General features: G+C 58.4%; 16 protein-coding genes. 8 read left to right on the top strand and 8 right to left on the bottom strand.

Annotation, left to right across the window (positions count from 1 at the left end; genetic code table 11):
* Window positions 1-43 precede the first annotated feature (43 nt).
* From GSQ81_RS08190 to ruvX, 5 genes are all read left to right on the top strand, one after another.
* Window positions 44-1,597 carry a glycoside hydrolase family 32 protein gene (locus GSQ81_RS08190; protein ID WP_158910294.1) on the top strand — a complete coding sequence of 518 codons (1,554 nt, stop codon included), beginning with the start codon at window positions 44-46 and terminating at the stop codon, window positions 1,595-1,597.
* A gap of 189 nt (window positions 1,598-1,786) precedes the next feature.
* Entirely contained in the window at window positions 1,787-2,167 is a 381-nt protein-coding gene (locus GSQ81_RS08185; protein ID WP_158910293.1) for a helix-turn-helix transcriptional regulator, read from the top strand.
* The gene (locus GSQ81_RS08180) at window positions 2,167-2,667 is read left to right on the top strand and encodes an SRPBCC domain-containing protein (RefSeq protein WP_254060081.1); all 501 of its coding nucleotides are present in this window, start codon (window positions 2,167-2,169) and stop codon (window positions 2,665-2,667) included. Before GSQ81_RS08185 ends, GSQ81_RS08180 begins: the two co-directional genes overlap by 1 nt.
* Complete coding sequence (locus GSQ81_RS08175) at window positions 2,664-3,656, top strand: SRPBCC domain-containing protein (protein WP_158910292.1); 993 nt, start codon at window positions 2,664-2,666, stop codon at window positions 3,654-3,656. Before GSQ81_RS08180 ends, GSQ81_RS08175 begins: the two co-directional genes overlap by 4 nt.
* Before the next feature lie 141 nt (window positions 3,657-3,797).
* Window positions 3,798-4,226, top strand: a complete 429-nt coding sequence (gene ruvX / locus GSQ81_RS08170) for a Holliday junction resolvase RuvX (RefSeq protein ID WP_254060080.1) — start codon at window positions 3,798-3,800, stop codon at window positions 4,224-4,226.
* Between the two features lie 14 nt (window positions 4,227-4,240).
* Here ruvX and GSQ81_RS08165 read toward each other — a convergent pair whose 3' ends face one another.
* From GSQ81_RS08165 to GSQ81_RS08130, 8 genes are all read right to left on the bottom strand, one after another.
* A complete protein-coding gene (locus tag GSQ81_RS08165) occupies window positions 4,241-4,954 on the bottom strand; it encodes a ZIP family metal transporter (protein ID WP_254060079.1) in 714 nt (237 codons plus the stop codon).
* 85 nt (window positions 4,955-5,039) lie between these two features.
* Window positions 5,040-5,558: a DUF4149 domain-containing protein gene (locus GSQ81_RS08160; RefSeq protein WP_158910290.1), complete on the bottom strand. Its 519-nt coding sequence runs from the start codon at window positions 5,556-5,558 to the stop codon at window positions 5,040-5,042.
* Window positions 5,558-6,412: a zinc metalloprotease HtpX gene (locus GSQ81_RS08155; RefSeq protein ID WP_158910289.1), complete on the bottom strand. Its 855-nt coding sequence runs from the start codon at window positions 6,410-6,412 to the stop codon at window positions 5,558-5,560. The genes GSQ81_RS08160 and GSQ81_RS08155 overlap by 1 nt, the downstream gene beginning before the upstream one ends.
* Window positions 6,413-6,424: 12 nt before the next feature.
* A complete protein-coding gene (locus tag GSQ81_RS08150; RefSeq protein WP_254060078.1) occupies window positions 6,425-7,675 on the bottom strand; it encodes a carboxypeptidase-like regulatory domain-containing protein in 1,251 nt (416 codons plus the stop codon).
* Between the two features lie 107 nt (window positions 7,676-7,782).
* Complete coding sequence (locus tag GSQ81_RS08145; protein WP_158910288.1) at window positions 7,783-8,076, bottom strand: hypothetical protein; 294 nt, start codon at window positions 8,074-8,076, stop codon at window positions 7,783-7,785.
* Complete coding sequence (locus GSQ81_RS08140) at window positions 8,076-8,552, bottom strand: cytochrome c-type biogenesis protein CcmH (protein WP_158910287.1); 477 nt, start codon at window positions 8,550-8,552, stop codon at window positions 8,076-8,078. Before GSQ81_RS08140 ends, GSQ81_RS08145 begins: the two co-directional genes overlap by 1 nt.
* Window positions 8,542-10,611: a heme lyase CcmF/NrfE family subunit gene (locus GSQ81_RS08135; RefSeq protein ID WP_254060077.1), complete on the bottom strand. Its 2,070-nt coding sequence runs from the start codon at window positions 10,609-10,611 to the stop codon at window positions 8,542-8,544. Before GSQ81_RS08135 ends, GSQ81_RS08140 begins: the two co-directional genes overlap by 11 nt.
* A 73-nt stretch (window positions 10,612-10,684) precedes the next feature.
* Window positions 10,685-11,053: a response regulator gene (locus GSQ81_RS08130; RefSeq protein WP_158910286.1), complete on the bottom strand. Its 369-nt coding sequence runs from the start codon at window positions 11,051-11,053 to the stop codon at window positions 10,685-10,687.
* 311 nt (window positions 11,054-11,364) lie between these two features.
* On the opposite strand from GSQ81_RS08130, the gene GSQ81_RS08125 reads away from it, so the two are divergent.
* From GSQ81_RS08125 to GSQ81_RS08115, 3 genes are all read left to right on the top strand, one after another.
* The gene (locus GSQ81_RS08125) at window positions 11,365-13,161 is read left to right on the top strand and encodes a sodium:solute symporter family protein (RefSeq protein WP_158910285.1); all 1,797 of its coding nucleotides are present in this window, start codon (window positions 11,365-11,367) and stop codon (window positions 13,159-13,161) included.
* A gap of 267 nt (window positions 13,162-13,428) precedes the next feature.
* Complete coding sequence (locus GSQ81_RS08120) at window positions 13,429-13,683, top strand: hypothetical protein (protein ID WP_158910284.1); 255 nt, start codon at window positions 13,429-13,431, stop codon at window positions 13,681-13,683.
* 94 nt (window positions 13,684-13,777) lie between these two features.
* Window positions 13,778-16,276, top strand: coding sequence for a serine/threonine-protein kinase (locus tag GSQ81_RS08115; protein WP_158910283.1), 2,499 nt, complete (start codon window positions 13,778-13,780; stop codon window positions 16,274-16,276).
* Window positions 16,277-16,299: the final 23 nt, after the last annotated feature.

Here is a 16,299-nt window from a genome sequence, read left to right as displayed (position 1 = left end):
GCATAAAATGCTTTGTGGATTTTGCATCCATGAGCGGAGGCCGATGAAGAAAAAATCTGTTTTAGTAACGCGTCGCGAGTTACTGTCTTCCGCAGCACTGATGGCCGCGGCGTCGATGGTGCCGCGCGGCATCCTGGCACAGGAAATTGGTAAAGAAGATGCTGGATTGGAGGCAAAACTCGCTGAAGATCCCATGCGTCCGCAGTTTCATCTGCTGCCCGCGTCCAACTGGATGAACGATCCCAACGGCCCGATCTACTTCAACGGAAGCTACCATATGTTCTGCCAATACAACCCGCACGCGGCGGTGTGGGGAGACATGAGCTGGTACCACTCGATCAGCCAGGACATGATTCACTGGACCCATCTGCCCATCGCATTCATTCCAACGTCGAGCGGCCAGGATGCTTATGGTTGCTTCTCGGGCTCGGCAATCGCCGTGGGCAATCGAGTCTACGTGGTCTACACAGGTACGGTCCTGAGCACGCTGGACAAGGCAACCATCCGCGATGGCGAAAACAAAATTCAGGAATCACAATGTCTCGCGTGGTCCGACGATTCCAGACTCATTCACTGGACCAAAGAGCCGAAGGCGATTGTTCCTCTCGCTCCGCCGGGAATGCAGATCACCGGCTTCCGCGATCCTTCGGCATGGAAACAGGGCGACTGGTACTACATGACTGTGGGTTCAGGGGTCGCCAAAGTCGGCGGTTGCGTCCTGCTCTATCGCTCCAAAGATATGAAGAGCTGGGAGTATATGCACCAGATCGCAACTGGCGTATGGACGGGAAAGCATACGGCGAACCCATGCGACGACGGCGAGATGTGGGAGTGCCCCGAACTGTTCGCTCTCGATGGCGCTCATGTACTAATCTACTCCACCGAGGGCAAGGTCTTCTGGCAATCGGGAAAGCTCGATTCTGAGACCATGCTCTTTCATCCTGCGAAGACGGGACAGCTCGATCTCGGCGCCTTCTATGCTCCGAAGTCCCAGCTCGACGCCAACGGACAGCGCGTTCTCTGGGGATGGATCCCTGAGCGAAGGCCCGAGGCAGAGCACAAGGCCGCCGGATGGGCCGGTATGATGAGCCTGCCGCGCGTGCTCCATCTCGATCAGGATGGCACTCTCCAGATGGAGATTCTTCCTGCCCTCGTCACTCTGCGCTCGGCGTCGCCGGTGCGGCCTGCGAACTCCAGTAACAAGATCGAATTCACACTCCAGAAAGCCTCAGGTGAGGTGCTGTGCACCGCACTCCGGCGAACGGAAGCATTCGAATTCATCATGCAAAACTCCATCGACAACGGCGAGCTTCTGCATGTCGCATACGATCCTGTAAAGCACGCCTTCCTCGTCGAGAATAAAGAGATCGCTCTCGAACCGAATGACACACCGCAGCTTCACACCTACGTCGACGGCTCCGTGATCGAGGTGATCCTGAGCCAGCGTGCAGGGTACACCAGGCGTTTTTACTACACGCAAACGTCCGCGCCCGACATCACAGTCCGCGTCATCGGTGGAACCCGAATAACGGCCAGCGCCTGGACGATCGATCCCATCTCGAACAACCGGCTTACGACACCATCCGCAATCGCGTAGAGATGTTGCTTTAATTCCTGCTCCTCGCCATCGACTCATCCATTGCACACGCAGGCCCTTGCGGCCGCCGTCGATCAGCCCTCAAAAAAATATTGCGGGAGGGGTTGACAAACGGAAATATCGATCTTATATTTCACCTATTGGTTATATAACTATTCGGTGAAATATGGCGAGACCACGGAACGAACCATGAACGAATCAAATCTAGACACGACATTCGCAGCACTGGCCGATCCAACGAGGCGCGCTATCCTGGCGCGGCTCGCTCTCGGCGAGACCTCCGTAACAGAGCTGGCCAAGCCATTCGAGATGTCGATGCCTGCGATCTCAAAGCACCTCAAGGTGCTCGAGAAGGCCGGTCTCATCGATCGTGGGCGCGATGCGCAAACGAGACCGGCTCGGCTAAACCCAGCGGCGCTGAAGACCGCGGCTGCCTGGATCGAAGAGTACAGAAGGTTCTGGGAAGAGAGCTTCGACCGCCTCGATGCGTATTTGCAGAGACTGCAAGCTGATAAGGCGAAACAAAAACAGACACCGCGCAAGACCTTACGGAAAAAGGAGAAATCATAATGCTGGAGTTACTGGAAGCGATGCCCGAGTTGCAAGAGGATGAACGAACCATTGTGTCGACGCGAGTCTTCAACGCGCCGCGCAAGATGGTCTACGAGGCGTTCGCCGACCCGACGCAGGTGGTCGAGTGGTGGGGCCCGCACGGCTTCAGCACCACAGTGCTGGAGATGGATCTGCGTCCGGGCGGCAAGTGGCGTATCGTGATGCACAGCCCCGACGGCACCAACTATCCCAACGAGATGACATTCACCGCCGTCGTTCCCGAGGAACGCATTGAGTTGGATCTGGTCGGTGGCAAAGAAGGCGCTGCATTGGTGTCCATGCACAAGACGATTACCTGGCAGGAAGAGGACGGGGGGACTCGCCTGACGTTGAGCAACCAGTTCGACAGCCGCGAGCTGCGCGACGAGAATGTGCGCACCTATGGTTCGGTTCAGGGCGCGCGCGAGCTGTTCGAGCGGCTAAACAAGGTTCTTGCAGCGAAAGGAGCAACAGCATGAGCACAGCAACAGTGACGTCAGAGCACAAGGGATTAGAGCCTTTCAAGGACTACGAGTTGAAGATTACGCGCGTCTTCGATGCGCCGCGAGAGCTGGTGTGGAAGGCATGGACCGATTCTGCAATGCAGGCGCAGTGGATGGGGCCACGAGGCTTCACGACGATCGAGCTCGATATGCCGAAGACGCCGGGCGCACCGTGGCGGCGAACCATGGAAGGCCTTGTGCCAGCAACCGGCGCTCAGGTCCAGTTGAAACAGCATGGGACAGTTCGCGAAGTAAAACCGCCGGAGCTGCTGGTTTTCTCCTTTGCGTGGGACGTGCCCAGCGATGTTGGATTGAGCAACATGGACTTCGAGGAAAACACGATCACGGTGCGGCTGGAAGAAAAAGGTAACAAGACCGTGATGACATTCACACAGAGCCCATTCCTGACCGCCAACGCATGCGACGGGCACACCGGCGGCTGGAACAGTGCATTTGATAAGTTCGCGGAGTTCTTAATGAATAAGCAGCCGGGACGCGTGGCAGATGCGAACGACGTTCCCACAGAGCTGCATCTGCGCCGCTTTTTTGAAGCGCCGCGCGATCTTGTCTTTGCTGCGTGGACAAAGCCGGAGATGCTCGCCGAGTGGTGGGCGCCGAAGGGCTTCACCATTCCGCGCTGTGAGTTCGAAGGCAAAGTCGGCGGAAAGATCTACCTCGAGATGAAAGCGCCGGATGGAACCGTGTATCCGATGTCGGGCCGGGTAGTGGAGTTTTATGCGCCCTACCGCTTCCACTTTACGGCAACGCCACTCGATAAAGATGGCAATGCAATCTTCGAAAATTGGAACTCGGTATTCCTCGAAGAGAAGGATGGAGGAACAGAGCTAACTCTGGATGTACATGTGAGAAGCATGACAGATGCAGCGCCGATGTTCCTGAGAGGAATGAAGGAAGGCTGGAGCCAGAGTCTGGAGAAGCTGGCGCAGTTGCTGAAGAGGCACTAAGTCGTCCGGTAATTCACCGCAGCATGGATTAATAAAAAAGGAGAAGAGCCATTAGGAAGGAGACACCTGCTCTCGAAGACAGATGTCTCTTTGCTTCTGCGACTCCGGCGGTAGACTGGGTATATGCCTACAGGAAGAGTCATGGCGCTTGATGTCGGAAAGATACGTGTAGGAGTAGCGCTCTCGGATCCATTGGGTTACACCGCGCAGCCATTGCTGACGCTTTGGCGCAAGACACGCGGCGAAGATTTCCGAAGCCTGTTGCGTTTGATTCGCAAGCATGAGATCGTCGAGATCGTGGTTGGAAATCCGCTGCACATGTCCGGCGATGTCAGCCCATGGGCGACAAAGGTGCACGAGTTTGCCGACGAGTTGCGCAAACGCTCCGGCCTTCCCGTTCAACTCTGGGATGAGAGGTTGAGTTCTGTAGCAGCGCACGAGATCCTCAACGAAGTGGGACACGATCAGCGTGATCGAAAATATGTCATCGATCAGGTTGCAGCCGTAGTGATTCTGCGCGGCTGGATGGAAGCAAAGGAACAATCTGCCATGCGGGCGAAGCAGGAGTAGCAGACGATCAATATCTAAGCCGGAGCCAGCATCCGCAGCAAATAAAATCCTACAACGCCTGCAAAAAAGACCAGCGCCATCTTGATTCCTGGTTCACGATTTACCTCAGGCACCAGATCGGTCGCCGCTACATAAATCGTTACTCCAGCCGATAGCGGCAATCCTGCGCGCACCAGCGCCGGTTCCAGATTGATGACGAGAACGCCGAGCACAGTGGTCGCCCCCAGGAACAGGGCAGAGTTCAGCGCCACCCGCCGGCCTTGCCCACCTGCCATCATCACGCTCGCCACGGTAAATCCTTCCGGCAGCTTATGCAGGAACACCGCGAAGAAGAGCATCCAGCCCAGCCAATCCGATACGACAAAGCCCGATCCAATCGCAACCCCATCGAAGAAGGTATGCGTCGCAAGCCCCAGCAGTACAGAGTAGCTCGTCTTCGCCGAAAGAAACTCATGGTGATGCGTCTCTTCGCCAAAATGAAAATGAGGAACGAGGGAATGTTCCAGCAGATGTACTCCGCAGTATCCCAACAGGATCAATGCCGGGGCCCACTTCGCGTTGACCGCCATTCCTTCCGGAACCATCTCCAGCAGCGCCGCGGCCAGCATAAAGCCCGCGCCCAGCGCGACGAAATAGCGCAACGCTTTAGAAGAAGGAGAGCGCTGGACGAGCAGGATTCCGCCAAGATAGTCCGCCAGCCCGGCTACTAATCCGAGTCCAAGACTCAACCATAGCTTCGGCATCATCAGCGAGCAGGACGAAGCCGCATAGCGTCGCCATCCTTTGCCGAGTCGAATGGGGAAACTTCAATTTTCATATCAGCTTGATTTTACCCGTCTCAGGCCACTGAGACTCCCGTGCCAGAAAGAGCACCACGCCGAGACCGCACAGAAGCACGAAACCTTCAAGCCGTTCCGACAAAGAATGGAGCCGCTCGAAGTCCTGCCGCGCCGGACTCGTCATCGCTGCAATCTCAATCTCGCCGCCCGCCTGCACGCGGTCTTGCTCCATTGACGGCAAGATGCTGAACTGAGAGTAAGCCGTAATTGCGAGCATCACCAGTGTCAACACCATCTCGCCAGCAAATCCCGCTCGTGCCGGAACTTCGGCGCGCAGCCATAAGATCGCCGTCGACAAGCAGAAGACGCCGCCGCCAATGAGCCCAATCCAATGCAGAATGCGCAGCGTCCCGCCGACCACCAGGCCAGCCTCATGGGCGCTCGACAGCTGCCCAAACGCGACCGGCGCGACCACAAACGCGAAGAACGCAAGACCACCCACCCAGGCGACCATCGCCAGCATCCGCAAAGCTCTTAGAATCTTCTCAATCATTAAACGTGGTCCCGTCCGATCAATCGGCGAATCCGGTCAGGGATAGGCGGATGCGTTGAAAAGAGCTGTCCGAAGCCGCCACCGCCCAGCAGCGGCGCCACGATAAACAGGTGCGCCGTCGAAGGCGAAGCCTGCATCGGAATCCGCTTCGAATAGTCATCCAGCTTTTGCAGTGCTCGCGCCAGGGCATAGGGATTTCCCGTCACCTGCGCACCCGTGGCATCTGCCTCGTACTCGCGCGAACGCGAGATCGCCAGCTGGATCAGGGTAGCTGCAATCGGCGCGAGAATCAGCATGAACAGGCCGCTGAAGCCTCCGCTGCGTTCCCGGCTATCGCGTCCGCCGCCGTAGCCGCCGAAGAGGGAAGCCCAGTAGCCCATGCGCGCGATCATCGTAATCGCTCCCGCCAGCGTCGCTGCAATAGAGCTGGTAAGGATGTCGCGGTTCTTCACATGGCCCAGCTCATGTGCCAGCACGCCTTCCAACTCTTCATCGTCCAGCAATTCCAGAATGCCGTGCGTAACCGCCACCGATGCATGTTGCGGATTTCGTCCCGTAGCAAAGGCGTTAGGCGATTCGGTGTGTAACACGTAGATCTTCGGCATCGGCATCCCCTGCTTTGCTGTCAGCCGCTCGACTACTTCGTAGGCGCGGGGTAACTCGGCCCGTGTTACTGGCTGGGCCTTGTACATAGCGAGCGCGAGCTTGTCCGAGTAGAAGTAAGTTCCAAAGTTGAACGCGACCGACAGCACAAACGCCAGCACCATGCCATTGCGTCCACCGATGCGCTCTCCCACGAAGAGGAGAAACAGCGTAAGAACCACGAGCAGAAGCGTCGATTTGAACGTATTCATTAGTCAGTCCCTCTATAGAACAGGCCCGTCAATCTTAGACGCAGTGGCGGCAGGTTCGCTTCGCTGCAGAGCGCGGCGCAGCACCACCTCCAGCGCCGACTTCTGCTCCGCATATTCAGTATTGGTCAGACGTCCCTGCAACTTCTCCGTCTCGATCGCAAACAGTTCTTCCTTCAAGGCTGCAAGAGAGGCATTCGGTCCTGTAGCCGCAGCCGGAGCAGCTCCCACAGAAGCAGGCTTTGCAGGCGTTCCCTTCAGCATGATGCCCGCGCCCGCGGCCATCGCCAACCCCAGCCCTCCAAGGACCCACCACTTGTACTTCGCCCAGGGATCGTCGTTCCCACTGGGATCGATCGGGTTTCCCAAACCGCCGCCGGGCCGTGTATCTGCCGCTGCAGAGGATTGACCGCTCGCAGCAGGTTGGCTCGAGTCGCCAGCCGTAGCCGCTGCACCAGTATCTCTGGGAAGCTGCCCGCTACCTGAAAGAGTAAAGTCGAGCGGCTGTCCCGGAGCCACATTGCGCGCAACATACGTCTGCGCCGTCATCTCCTCGGTGACAGGAGCGTACGCCGTCGATCCTCCACCCGCGAAGGTCATGCTCTTTGGCATCATGATCGCGACCGTATCGGTGGGCAGCGTCAGATGAGGGGCAAACTGGAAGCTTCCACTGTAAGGCAGGCTGTACATAATTTGAAACTGCGTCTCACCGGGGCGGAGGGGAAAGATGAAGGCAAAATGGTTCGGATCTCCGAGTGGTATGGGGTCAGCCTTGACAGGCATGCTTCCCGGGGCGAGCGCCGCAGACCCTGCAATCACAGCTCCCGCGGGTAGATAGAACTCGAACGATTTCGGGCTGAACTGGGTTCGGGGAGGATTCGATGCGTTCTTGATGAAGAAGTGTTCGACCACGTCCAGCTTCTTGCCGCTGGCATCGTTCTGGATGCGCATCACGTCGGCTTCGCCGGTCACCCCCTCCACCTTCGCCGCGGCGTTGTAAACCTCGACCTCGACCGACTGCGTTCCCGGAGGCGCGGGGCGAAAATAAGCTGCCTTGTCATGCGTCACGCGAACGAGGTGCATTCCCTGGTCGGGAACATCCAGCGTAAATCTGCCATGCGCATCGGACTTGGTCCGAGCCGCCTCCTGCATTCCCTGGGTGAGCTGGATCAGAACAACATCGTCCCCGACGGCAGGCTTGTTCGTCGTCTTGTTAATGACAGTCCCGGTAATGGACTCAGCGAAGGCAAAACCAGAAAACGCCACAAACAGCGTAGCAATTCCCGCAACACGTCGTAAGTTTAGAGAGGAAAGGATCACGCGATCAGTTTACGTCAAAGTGGCCATCGCTGGCCGAGGCCCGTCGTCTCAATCTATGCCCGGCTGCGGCGGCCAGTCTCGCCTCGGGCGTTCAGGCGGTCGATCTCTGCGATCACGCGGGCCGCTTCGTCCTCAAGCCCCCTCCGTTGCTCGGTGTAGTCCTGCTCCGGGTACTTTCCGGCAAGATACTCGAAGTTCAAGTCGCGAAGGTTGTCGTAGATGGCATCCTTGCGCTCGCGCAGATAGTCAACGCGAGTCTTGTCGGCCTGGAAGAACGGATTTCGTTCGGGCCAGAAGATGAACAGAAAGATTGCGACCGTCAGTACGAGACCAGCTATAGCACCCATCAGTATTCCGTCTCCCTGCGAATGCGCTCACGCATCGCCTCTTTATCTGCATCGAAGGTGCCGGTGGCGCTTGCCGGTGGCTGGTTCAGCAGCGACCGGCGCTTCCAGAAGTAGATCAAAATTCCTGTGCCCAGTATGGAGAGAATGAAGACGGCGTAGGGCATGATCCACGCCACATCGTCGAATCCTCCACGCAGAGGAGCAGCCAGTATGGTCGCACCATACTTCGCCGCGAACCAGCTCATGATGGATTTGTCAGAGCCACCCCCCGCCAACTGCGCGTGCAACTCTGCGATCATCGGACCGGAACTTGGGCAACTGACGTGGTTGCACTCGAGCAGAATTTGGCCGCAGCTACAGGCGCACATCATGTTGTGGCCAAGCCGGTTGAAGCGGGCACCCCCATCGGCAGCTCCGAGCATCATCACGGCCAGAAAACATACGGCCAGACCCTGCATCCATCGTTTAAGCGACATGATGAACCTCGGCTTCCGTCAGCGGAGCTTCGAAGGCGGCCTGTGACCGCGCATTCTTCTTAAGGCTTGGCACCAGCGCCAGCAACGTACCGAAGACGACAATCGCCACGCCGATCCAGATCCAGTTCATCAGAGGATTGAGGAACACCTTAATGATGGGGCGATCCGTATCGGGGTTTTTGCCTTCGTAGATAACGTAGAGGTCGCTCTCGAGCGTGGAGTGCAAGGCCACCATCGTCGACGATGTCTGGCTCGCAAGGTAGAAGCGTTTCTCCGGCGCGAGCTGGGTGATCTTTTTGCCATATTTGTAAACATCCAGCAGAGCATACTCTGTGTCGTAGTTCGGCTTGCTCTCCTGGGTGAAGCTCTGGCACACCAGCTTGTATGGTCCCATTGTTATGGAATCGCCATAACTCATCTCCTGCTCGTGATACTGGTTGAAGGCACCCCCGGCGATCCCGATAAAGAGCACCACGATGCCGAAGTGAACGAGGTATCCGCCATAGCGGCGAGTATTGCGCCGTACCAGCAGAACCGTCGAAGCCACAAGGTTCTTGCCGGTCTGCGTCCGCACCACAAAGGCCCCACGCAAAAACTCGGAGGTGATCGCTGTAACCACGCCAGCCGCCAGCGAGAACGTAATCAACGAGAAGATCGTCGCCTGCATTGCGTCGCCTGCGTTCCACGGACGAACACCGGCGGCTATCAGAACCACCAGCGCCACCACAAACGCGACACCCGGCAGAATAAAGTTGCGCCGGATAGACCTCAGTGAAGTAGACCGCCAAGCCAGCAACGGTCCAATGCCAGTAAGGAATAAAAGAAAGAGTCCAACCGGTATATTGACGCGGTTATAGAACGGCGCGCTCACCGTAACCTTCGAACCCTGCACATACTCCGACAAAATAGGGAAGAGCGTTCCCCACAAAACCGTGAAGCACGCCGCCAGCAGCACCAGATTATTGAACAGGAAGCTCGACTCGCGTGATACCAACGACTCCAGCTTGTTCTCCGACTTGAGGTGATCCTTTTGCTTGAAGAACGTGAACAGGCACACCGCCAGAACGATCACAAGGAATCCATAGAACCAGTTCCCAATGTCCGATTGAGCAAAGGCATGAACCGAACTGACAATCCCTGACCGCGTCAGCAGCGTCCCCAGAATCGTCAGCATAAATGTCGAGAAGATGAGCCAGACGTTCCAGCTCTTCATCATGCCGCGCTTCTCCTGCATCATCACCGAGTGCAGAAACGCCGTTCCGGTCAACCACGGCATCAACGAAGCATTCTCTACAGGGTCCCATCCCCAGTAGCCACCCCAACCGAGCACGCTATAGGCCCAGTGCGCCCCCATGAAAATCCCGCAGGTAAGAAACAGCCACGTCACCATCGTCCATCGCCGCGTAATGTGAATCCACTTTTCACCCGGATACCGCATCATCAGCGCACCCAGCGCAAACGCAAACGGCACCGAGAAGCCGACATAGCCGAGGTACAGCAGCGGCGGATGCATCACCATCTCGGGATATTGCAGCAGCGGATTGAGTCCAAATCCGTCCAACGCCACCGGCCCCGGCTGGATGGCAAACGGAGGAGCAGCGAAGTTCAGCAGCAAAAGAAAGAAGACCGTTATGGCTGCGAGAATCGTCGAAGCAAACGCAGAGAGCCGAACATCGACGCGATGCCGAATACGCAGCACAAACCCATACGCCGAAAGCAGCCACGCCCACAACAGGAGCGATCCCTCCTGACCCGACCACAACGCGGAGAACTTATAAGCCGGGTTCAGCGACCGGTTGGTGTGGTGCAGGATGTAGGAGACAGAGTAGTCGTTAGTAAACGACGCCCAGACCAGCGCGAATCCAGCGCAGCTCAAGGCAACAAAGCTCGCGATTCCTGCGCGGCGAGCAGTTTCGCCGAGTCGTCCTGACCCATCTTCCGCCTTGGTCGTCTTGAACCGCCAAAGCGCGAACCCGCCCGCCAGCAGCGTGTAGACGCTCAACGCCAGAGCCAGCAGCAACGTGAAACTACCAAACTGAGGCATTGGGTGCAATTGCATGACCCATTCTCTCAGGGAGAAGGTTGCAACGGCAATCGCCATCGTTTATCGCACTATTTTTTTGAAGCGGATCTCAGGCAGCCTGCACCAGCCGAGCCACGCTGGCCAGAAGATTGTCCGGAGGCAACGGCTTCAAACAGAATTGCACGTCCAGTCCTTCGTACTCCGCCTCGGCATCTTCCAGCCCACTGACGACCATGACCGGTAGCCTGGGGTGCATCTGTCGAAGCAGCCTGACAAACTCCGAGCCATTCATCCCTGGCATGATGTGGTCGGTGATGACCAGATCGATGGCAGCAGGGAACCCGCCATTCTGAAACTGTTCGAGTGCTTGTCTGGGGTTGAGCACCGCGATGGCAACGTATCCCGCACGTCTCAAAATCGCCTGCCGGGTGGCTGCCTGCACCGCATTGTCATCGATAAGAAGGATGGTTACTGTCATGCTGCTCCAAGGAGAAAAGTCCAACAAAAAAGTCGATCAACCTTGTCCCGTTTTTGATGGACAAGAAAGAAAAAAGAAAGCGTCAGAATGAACTGCCGTTCAACTTAACCTGCGTCACACCGCAAGATAGTTCCTACGATGCGCTGCCAAACCTGCAAGTTATCCGTGGCCTCCATATTACCGTTAGTCTTGCGACAAATGCAGGGGTATCGAATCCTTTCAGGCGTCTCCCGTGCTGGACGCGATATATCGTAACGATTTAGAGTGAGCCAGAGCTTCCAATTCAAACTCAGCTTTAAACAAGGGTTATCGTGTCCTTATCCATCATTGACTGGCTCATCATGCTGGTCTATTTCGTCTTCGTTCTGGGGATCGGGTTTGCCCTCAAGCGCTACATGCGCACCAGCAACGACTTTTTCCTTGCCGGACGCTCGATTCCGGCCTGGGTCTGCGGCCTCGCCTTCATCTCGGCGAACCTCGGAGCCCAGGAAGTCATCGGCATGGGCGCGTCGGGTGCCAAGTACGGCATCATCACCAGCCAGTTCTATTGGATCGGCGCCATTCCCGCCATGGTCTTCGTCGGCGTCTTCATGATGCCGTTCTACTACGGCTCCAAGGCCCGGTCGGTGCCCGAGTACCTGCGCATGCGCTTCGACGAGAAGACCCGCGCCGTCAACGCCTTCTCCTTCGCCGTCATGACCATCTTCAGCTCCGGCATCTCGATGTATGCCATGGCGCTCCTCATCCAGACGCTCGGCCTCTTTCACGGCATCATCCCCGACCAGTACGTCTTCCATGTCTCCGTCATCCTGTCGGCGATCATCGTTCTCGGCTACATCTTCCTCGGCGGCCTCACCAGCGCTATCTATAACGAAGTGCTGCAGTTCTTCCTCATCGTCGCAGGGTTCGCTCCTCTGGTCTGGATCGGCCTGCGCAACGTAGGCGGGTGGGAAGGCATCAAGCGTACCCTGCCGTCCAACATGACGCACTCATGGCAGGGCATGGCCCACGCCTCCACCAACACCCTCGGCGTCGAGTGGGTGGGTCTCGCCATGGGCCTCGGCTTCGTCCTCAGCTTCGGCTACTGGTGCACCGACTTCCTCGTCATCCAACGCGCCATGGCAGCCGACTCCGAGGTCTCGGCCCGCCGCGTCCCCCTGATCGCTGCCATCCCCAAGATGTTCTTCCCGTTCCTTGTCATCCTGCCCGGCCTCATCGCCATCACGGTGACCTCGCACATGGCGACGCCAACGGCTATCGTCACCCACGCGCCCAACGGCCACGCCCTTCCACTCGATGAGCAGCACCCCCACGGCATCATTCCCGAGAAGATGAACGCCATCACCGGCCAGCCCGTGCTCGATACCAACGGCAACCCGGTCTATAACTACGACCTCGCCATCCCGGTCATGCTGCTGCACTTCTTCCCAACCGGAATCCTCGGCCTCGGCCTCACCGCATTGCTGGCCAGCTTCATGTCAGGCATGGCCGGCAACGTGACTGCATTCAACACGGTTTGGACCTACGACATCTATCAGGCCTACATCAATAAGAAGGGAACAGACGCGCACTACCTCTGGATGGGTCGCATGGCAACCATAGGCGGGGTCGTCTTATCCATTGGTGCGGCCTACGCCGTCACCAACTTCAACAACATCATGGATGCGCTGCAGCTCGTCTTCTCCATCGTCAACGCACCGCTCTTCGCCACCTTTCTGCTCGGCATGTTCTGGAAGCGCACGACCGGACACGGGGCCTTCACCGGCCTGATCTCGGGCACAGCCGCCGCTCTGTTGCATCACGGCCTCACCATCCCCACGGACGCTGTTCCCGGCATGCACGGCGGATGGATCGCCATCGTCCATCACTATCCCAGCGACATGGCGCAGAACTTCTGGACCGCCATCTTCGCCTTCTCCGTCAACCTGGTCGTAACCATCGCGGTCAGCCTCGCCACGCGCCCTCGCGAAGAGTCCGAGTTGGTTGGCCTGGTCTACTCGCTGACACCCAAGCCCGAGGAGGGCCACCTAAGCTGGTATCAGAAGCCCGCGACGCTGGCCATCGCTGTCCTTGCCATCCTCGTCGTCCTCAACCTAGTCTTCGCCTGATCTCTTTTGTCATTCCGTAGGAATCTGCGTCTGTACTTGTTGTTGCTTGTTTTCTTGTCATCCAGTAGCAGGCTGCATCTACCATTGTTCGTTTTTGTGCCATCGTTCGCGCAGCATTTGTTGTCATCCTTCTCCCCATTGTTGTCATCCTTCGCGGAGCGCAGGGATCTGCTTTCGTACTGCTTAAGGGCACGGCTTCAGCCGTGCCAAACAATGTTTCATAATCAAAGGGGGCTTTAGCCCCCGAGGTACACGCAAGGAGCGCACATGGGACTCGACATCCGCATCCCCCTCGGCCTCATCTTCCTGATCACGGGCGGCCTGATGAGCGTCTACGGATTCATCACCCGCGGCAACGCCGCCATCTACGAAAAGTCGATGGGCATCAACCTGAACCTGACCTGGGGCCTCATCATGTTCGTCTTCGGCCTGGTCATGTTCCTTGTAGGCCGCCGCAAAAAGTGGCAGGACGACCCCATCACCCACCGCCCCTGGGAACGGGGCACCGGACCGCAACACTAAAATTCAGTGCCAAATTGAATGCGGAAGATAAAACTATCCCTTGACGCATCCGCCCATTAACCTTTCCCACGCCGGGGCTTGCGATAATAGAGGTATGAAGCGACGCGTCATCGAGCAGTACGAATTCGTTCGCAAGATCGGTGCGGGCGGCAGCGGCGTCGTGTACCTTGCCAACGACACCCTCCTCCAGCGCCCTGTAGTCCTTAAACTGCTGAAACGCGGCAACCTCACCGTCCAGCAGATGCGAACCACGCAGCTTCGCGAAGCCCGCCTCGCCTCGGCGATCGACCACCCCAACGTCTGTGCTATCTATGAAGTAGGCGTTGCCCCGGAAGACTCCGGCGGTGGCGAAGAAGCCTACATCGTCATGCAGTACATCCCCGGCAAGTCGCTCGACAAGCTTATCGGCGAAGGCCCGGCCAGCCTCCAACTCACGCTCTCCGCAGGCATTCAGATCTCGGACGGTCTCTCCGCCGCGCACAATCTGGGCATCTTCCATCGCGACCTCAAGCCCGCCAACGTCATGCTCACCGACGGCGGCCTCATCAAGATCCTCGACTTCGGCCTCGCTCGCCGCCTCACGCCCGACAAGGCCGAGTTCGACCCCGCCGGTCCCGACAGCAAGCGCAACCCGCCCAACGCCGGAGCCACCTATACCGCACGTGGCGGCACCATCGCCTACATGGCGCCCGAGCAGTTCGTCACCGGCCAGTCCAGCGTCCAGTCCGATATCTTCGCCCTCGGCCTCATCCTCTACGAGCTCGCCACCGGACGCCACCCCTTCCACCGCCCCGACGCGCCCGACTTCCAGAGCATCCGCGCCATCCAGTTTGCCGAGCCGCCATCGATCCGCACCATCGCGCCGCACCTTCCCGTCGAGCTTGAGAGCGTCATCTTCCGCTGCCTCGAAAAGCAGCCCTCCGCCCGCTTCGCCTCCTCCGCCGATGTGCGCGAGGCGCTTAAGACCATCATGATGGCCATGCAGCTCGACTCCGTTCTTCTGCACGGCGAGTCGGTCTCACTGCTGCCCTCGCAGGGCGGAAAGAACCACAACCAAAAGGAGACGCCAGAGGAAGAGAAGCGCACCACCGGCCTTCTCTCCATGCTGGCCGAGCGCTTCCGCGAGTCCACTCCCGCCGAGGTCAGCACCCAGAACACCATCGTCGTTCTGCCCTTCATCAACTACGGCCCCGCCGATGTCGCGCCACTCTATGGCTACGCCCTGGCCGACGCCATTGCCGCCCGTCTCGCGCGCATGCCGTCGCTCGTCGTCCGCCCCTCCAGTTCGCTGATGAACGTCTCGACCCAGCAGCTCGATCCGCTCAGCGTCGGTAAAAAGCTGCTCGTGCACTTTGTGCTGGCGGGCAACTTCCTCCGTTCCGACAAGGGTTTCGACCTCAACTGGCAGCTCCTCGATGTTCCCAGCCAGAGCGTCCGTGCCGGCGGCTCCATCAACGTGGCCTCCTTCGATCTGGTCTCGGTGCAGTCCGAGATCTGCAACGAAGTCTTCAGCACCTTGCAAGGCTTCGGCGATCTGCAGCAGCAGCACGACAGCCATCGCGCCACCTCGCTCTCCGAAGACGTCTCCGAAGAGTACCTGCAGGCCCGCGCCGTCCTCTCCTCCTTCATGACCCGCACCGGCAGCCGCGACGACCTCGACCGCGCCCGCACGCTCTTCGAGTCCGTCGTGAAGCAGAACGAGAAGTACGCTCCCGGCTGGTCCGGTCTCGGCATCACTCACCTTCAATACGCCCGCCACGGACTAGGCGGCCAGATGCACGTCCTCGAAGCCCGCCGCGCCTTCGACAAGGCACTCACGCTCGACTCCGGCTCGGTCGAAGCCAATCTCTATCGCGTTTACATGCTCCTGTCCCGAGGCGAAAAAGAATCAGCCCGCCACGGCATCGAGCATCTCCTCCAGACCGCAGGCAACGACTGGAACGTCCGCCTCGTCGCCGGAATGACGCTGCGCATCGACGGCATGTACGAAGAGGCGCTCGACCAGTTCAACGCCTCGCTGCGCATGAACCCCTCCAACGCGGCCATGGTCTACAACCACCGCGCCCGCGTCTACCAGTATCAAAATCAGATGGAGCTTGCCGCAGACGAAATTCAAAAGGGCCTCACGCTGGAGCCAAAGCAACCGCTGCTCCGAATCTCCCTCGGCTACCAGCAGATGCGTACCGGCGATCTCCCCCGCGCCATTGAGACACTCGAAAACGTCATCCGCGACGAGCAATCGCTGCGCATCGTCTTTCCCACCATCGCACTTTGCTACGTGCAGTTGGGCGAGCGCGAAAAGGCCGCCACCTTCATTGTCGATGAGACGCTCTCCGCCGCCGAGGCCGACAGCGAGATGGCCTACCGCCTCGCCACCTACTTCGCCCTCGAAGGCGATGAGTCCGAGGCGCTCCACTGGCTGCGCCGGGCCATCTATCTGGGCAACGAGAACTATCCCTGGTTCAGCATCAACCCCGCATGGCGCAAGCTAAGCGGCCACGCCGACTTCGAACGCATCCTCGAAGACCTCAAAAAGAGCTATCGCCGCAACCAGAAAAACTGGAAGCGCCTCCTCGCACAGGTCCGCGACTAGGGAAGCTGAGCCTACACCGAGCT

The sequence above is a fragment of the Granulicella sp. L56 genome, assembly GCF_009765835.1.
Taxonomy (GTDB): domain Bacteria; phylum Acidobacteriota; class Terriglobia; order Terriglobales; family Acidobacteriaceae; genus Edaphobacter.
This window is presented reverse-complemented; position numbering and strand designations above follow the sequence as displayed.

What these genes read in the sequence shown, in the direction of transcription:
- GSQ81_RS08190 (WP_158910294.1), top strand. Translation starts at nt 44, where the DNA reads ATGAAGAAAAAATCTGTTTTAGTAACGCGTCGCGAGTTACTGTCTTCC.
- GSQ81_RS08185 (WP_158910293.1), top strand. Translation starts at nt 1,787, where the DNA reads ATGAACGAATCAAATCTAGACACGACATTCGCAGCACTGGCCGATCCA.
- GSQ81_RS08180 (WP_254060081.1), top strand. Translation starts at nt 2,167, where the DNA reads ATGCTGGAGTTACTGGAAGCGATGCCCGAGTTGCAAGAGGATGAACGA.
- GSQ81_RS08175 (WP_158910292.1), top strand. Translation starts at nt 2,664, where the DNA reads ATGAGCACAGCAACAGTGACGTCAGAGCACAAGGGATTAGAGCCTTTC.
- ruvX (WP_254060080.1), top strand. Translation starts at nt 3,798, where the DNA reads ATGGCGCTTGATGTCGGAAAGATACGTGTAGGAGTAGCGCTCTCGGAT.
- GSQ81_RS08160 (WP_158910290.1), bottom strand. Translation starts at nt 5,558, where the DNA reads ATGATTGAGAAGATTCTAAGAGCTTTGCGGATGCTGGCGATGGTCGCC.
- GSQ81_RS08155 (WP_158910289.1), bottom strand. Translation starts at nt 6,412, where the DNA reads ATGAATACGTTCAAATCGACGCTTCTGCTCGTGGTTCTTACGCTGTTT.
- GSQ81_RS08145 (WP_158910288.1), bottom strand. Translation starts at nt 8,076, where the DNA reads ATGGGTGCTATAGCTGGTCTCGTACTGACGGTCGCAATCTTTCTGTTC.
- GSQ81_RS08140 (WP_158910287.1), bottom strand. Translation starts at nt 8,552, where the DNA reads ATGTCGCTTAAACGATGGATGCAGGGTCTGGCCGTATGTTTTCTGGCC.
- GSQ81_RS08135 (WP_254060077.1), bottom strand. Translation starts at nt 10,611, where the DNA reads ATGCAATTGCACCCAATGCCTCAGTTTGGTAGTTTCACGTTGCTGCTG.
- GSQ81_RS08130 (WP_158910286.1), bottom strand. Translation starts at nt 11,053, where the DNA reads ATGACAGTAACCATCCTTCTTATCGATGACAATGCGGTGCAGGCAGCC.
- GSQ81_RS08120 (WP_158910284.1), top strand. Translation starts at nt 13,429, where the DNA reads ATGGGACTCGACATCCGCATCCCCCTCGGCCTCATCTTCCTGATCACG.
- GSQ81_RS08115 (WP_158910283.1), top strand. Translation starts at nt 13,778, where the DNA reads ATGAAGCGACGCGTCATCGAGCAGTACGAATTCGTTCGCAAGATCGGT.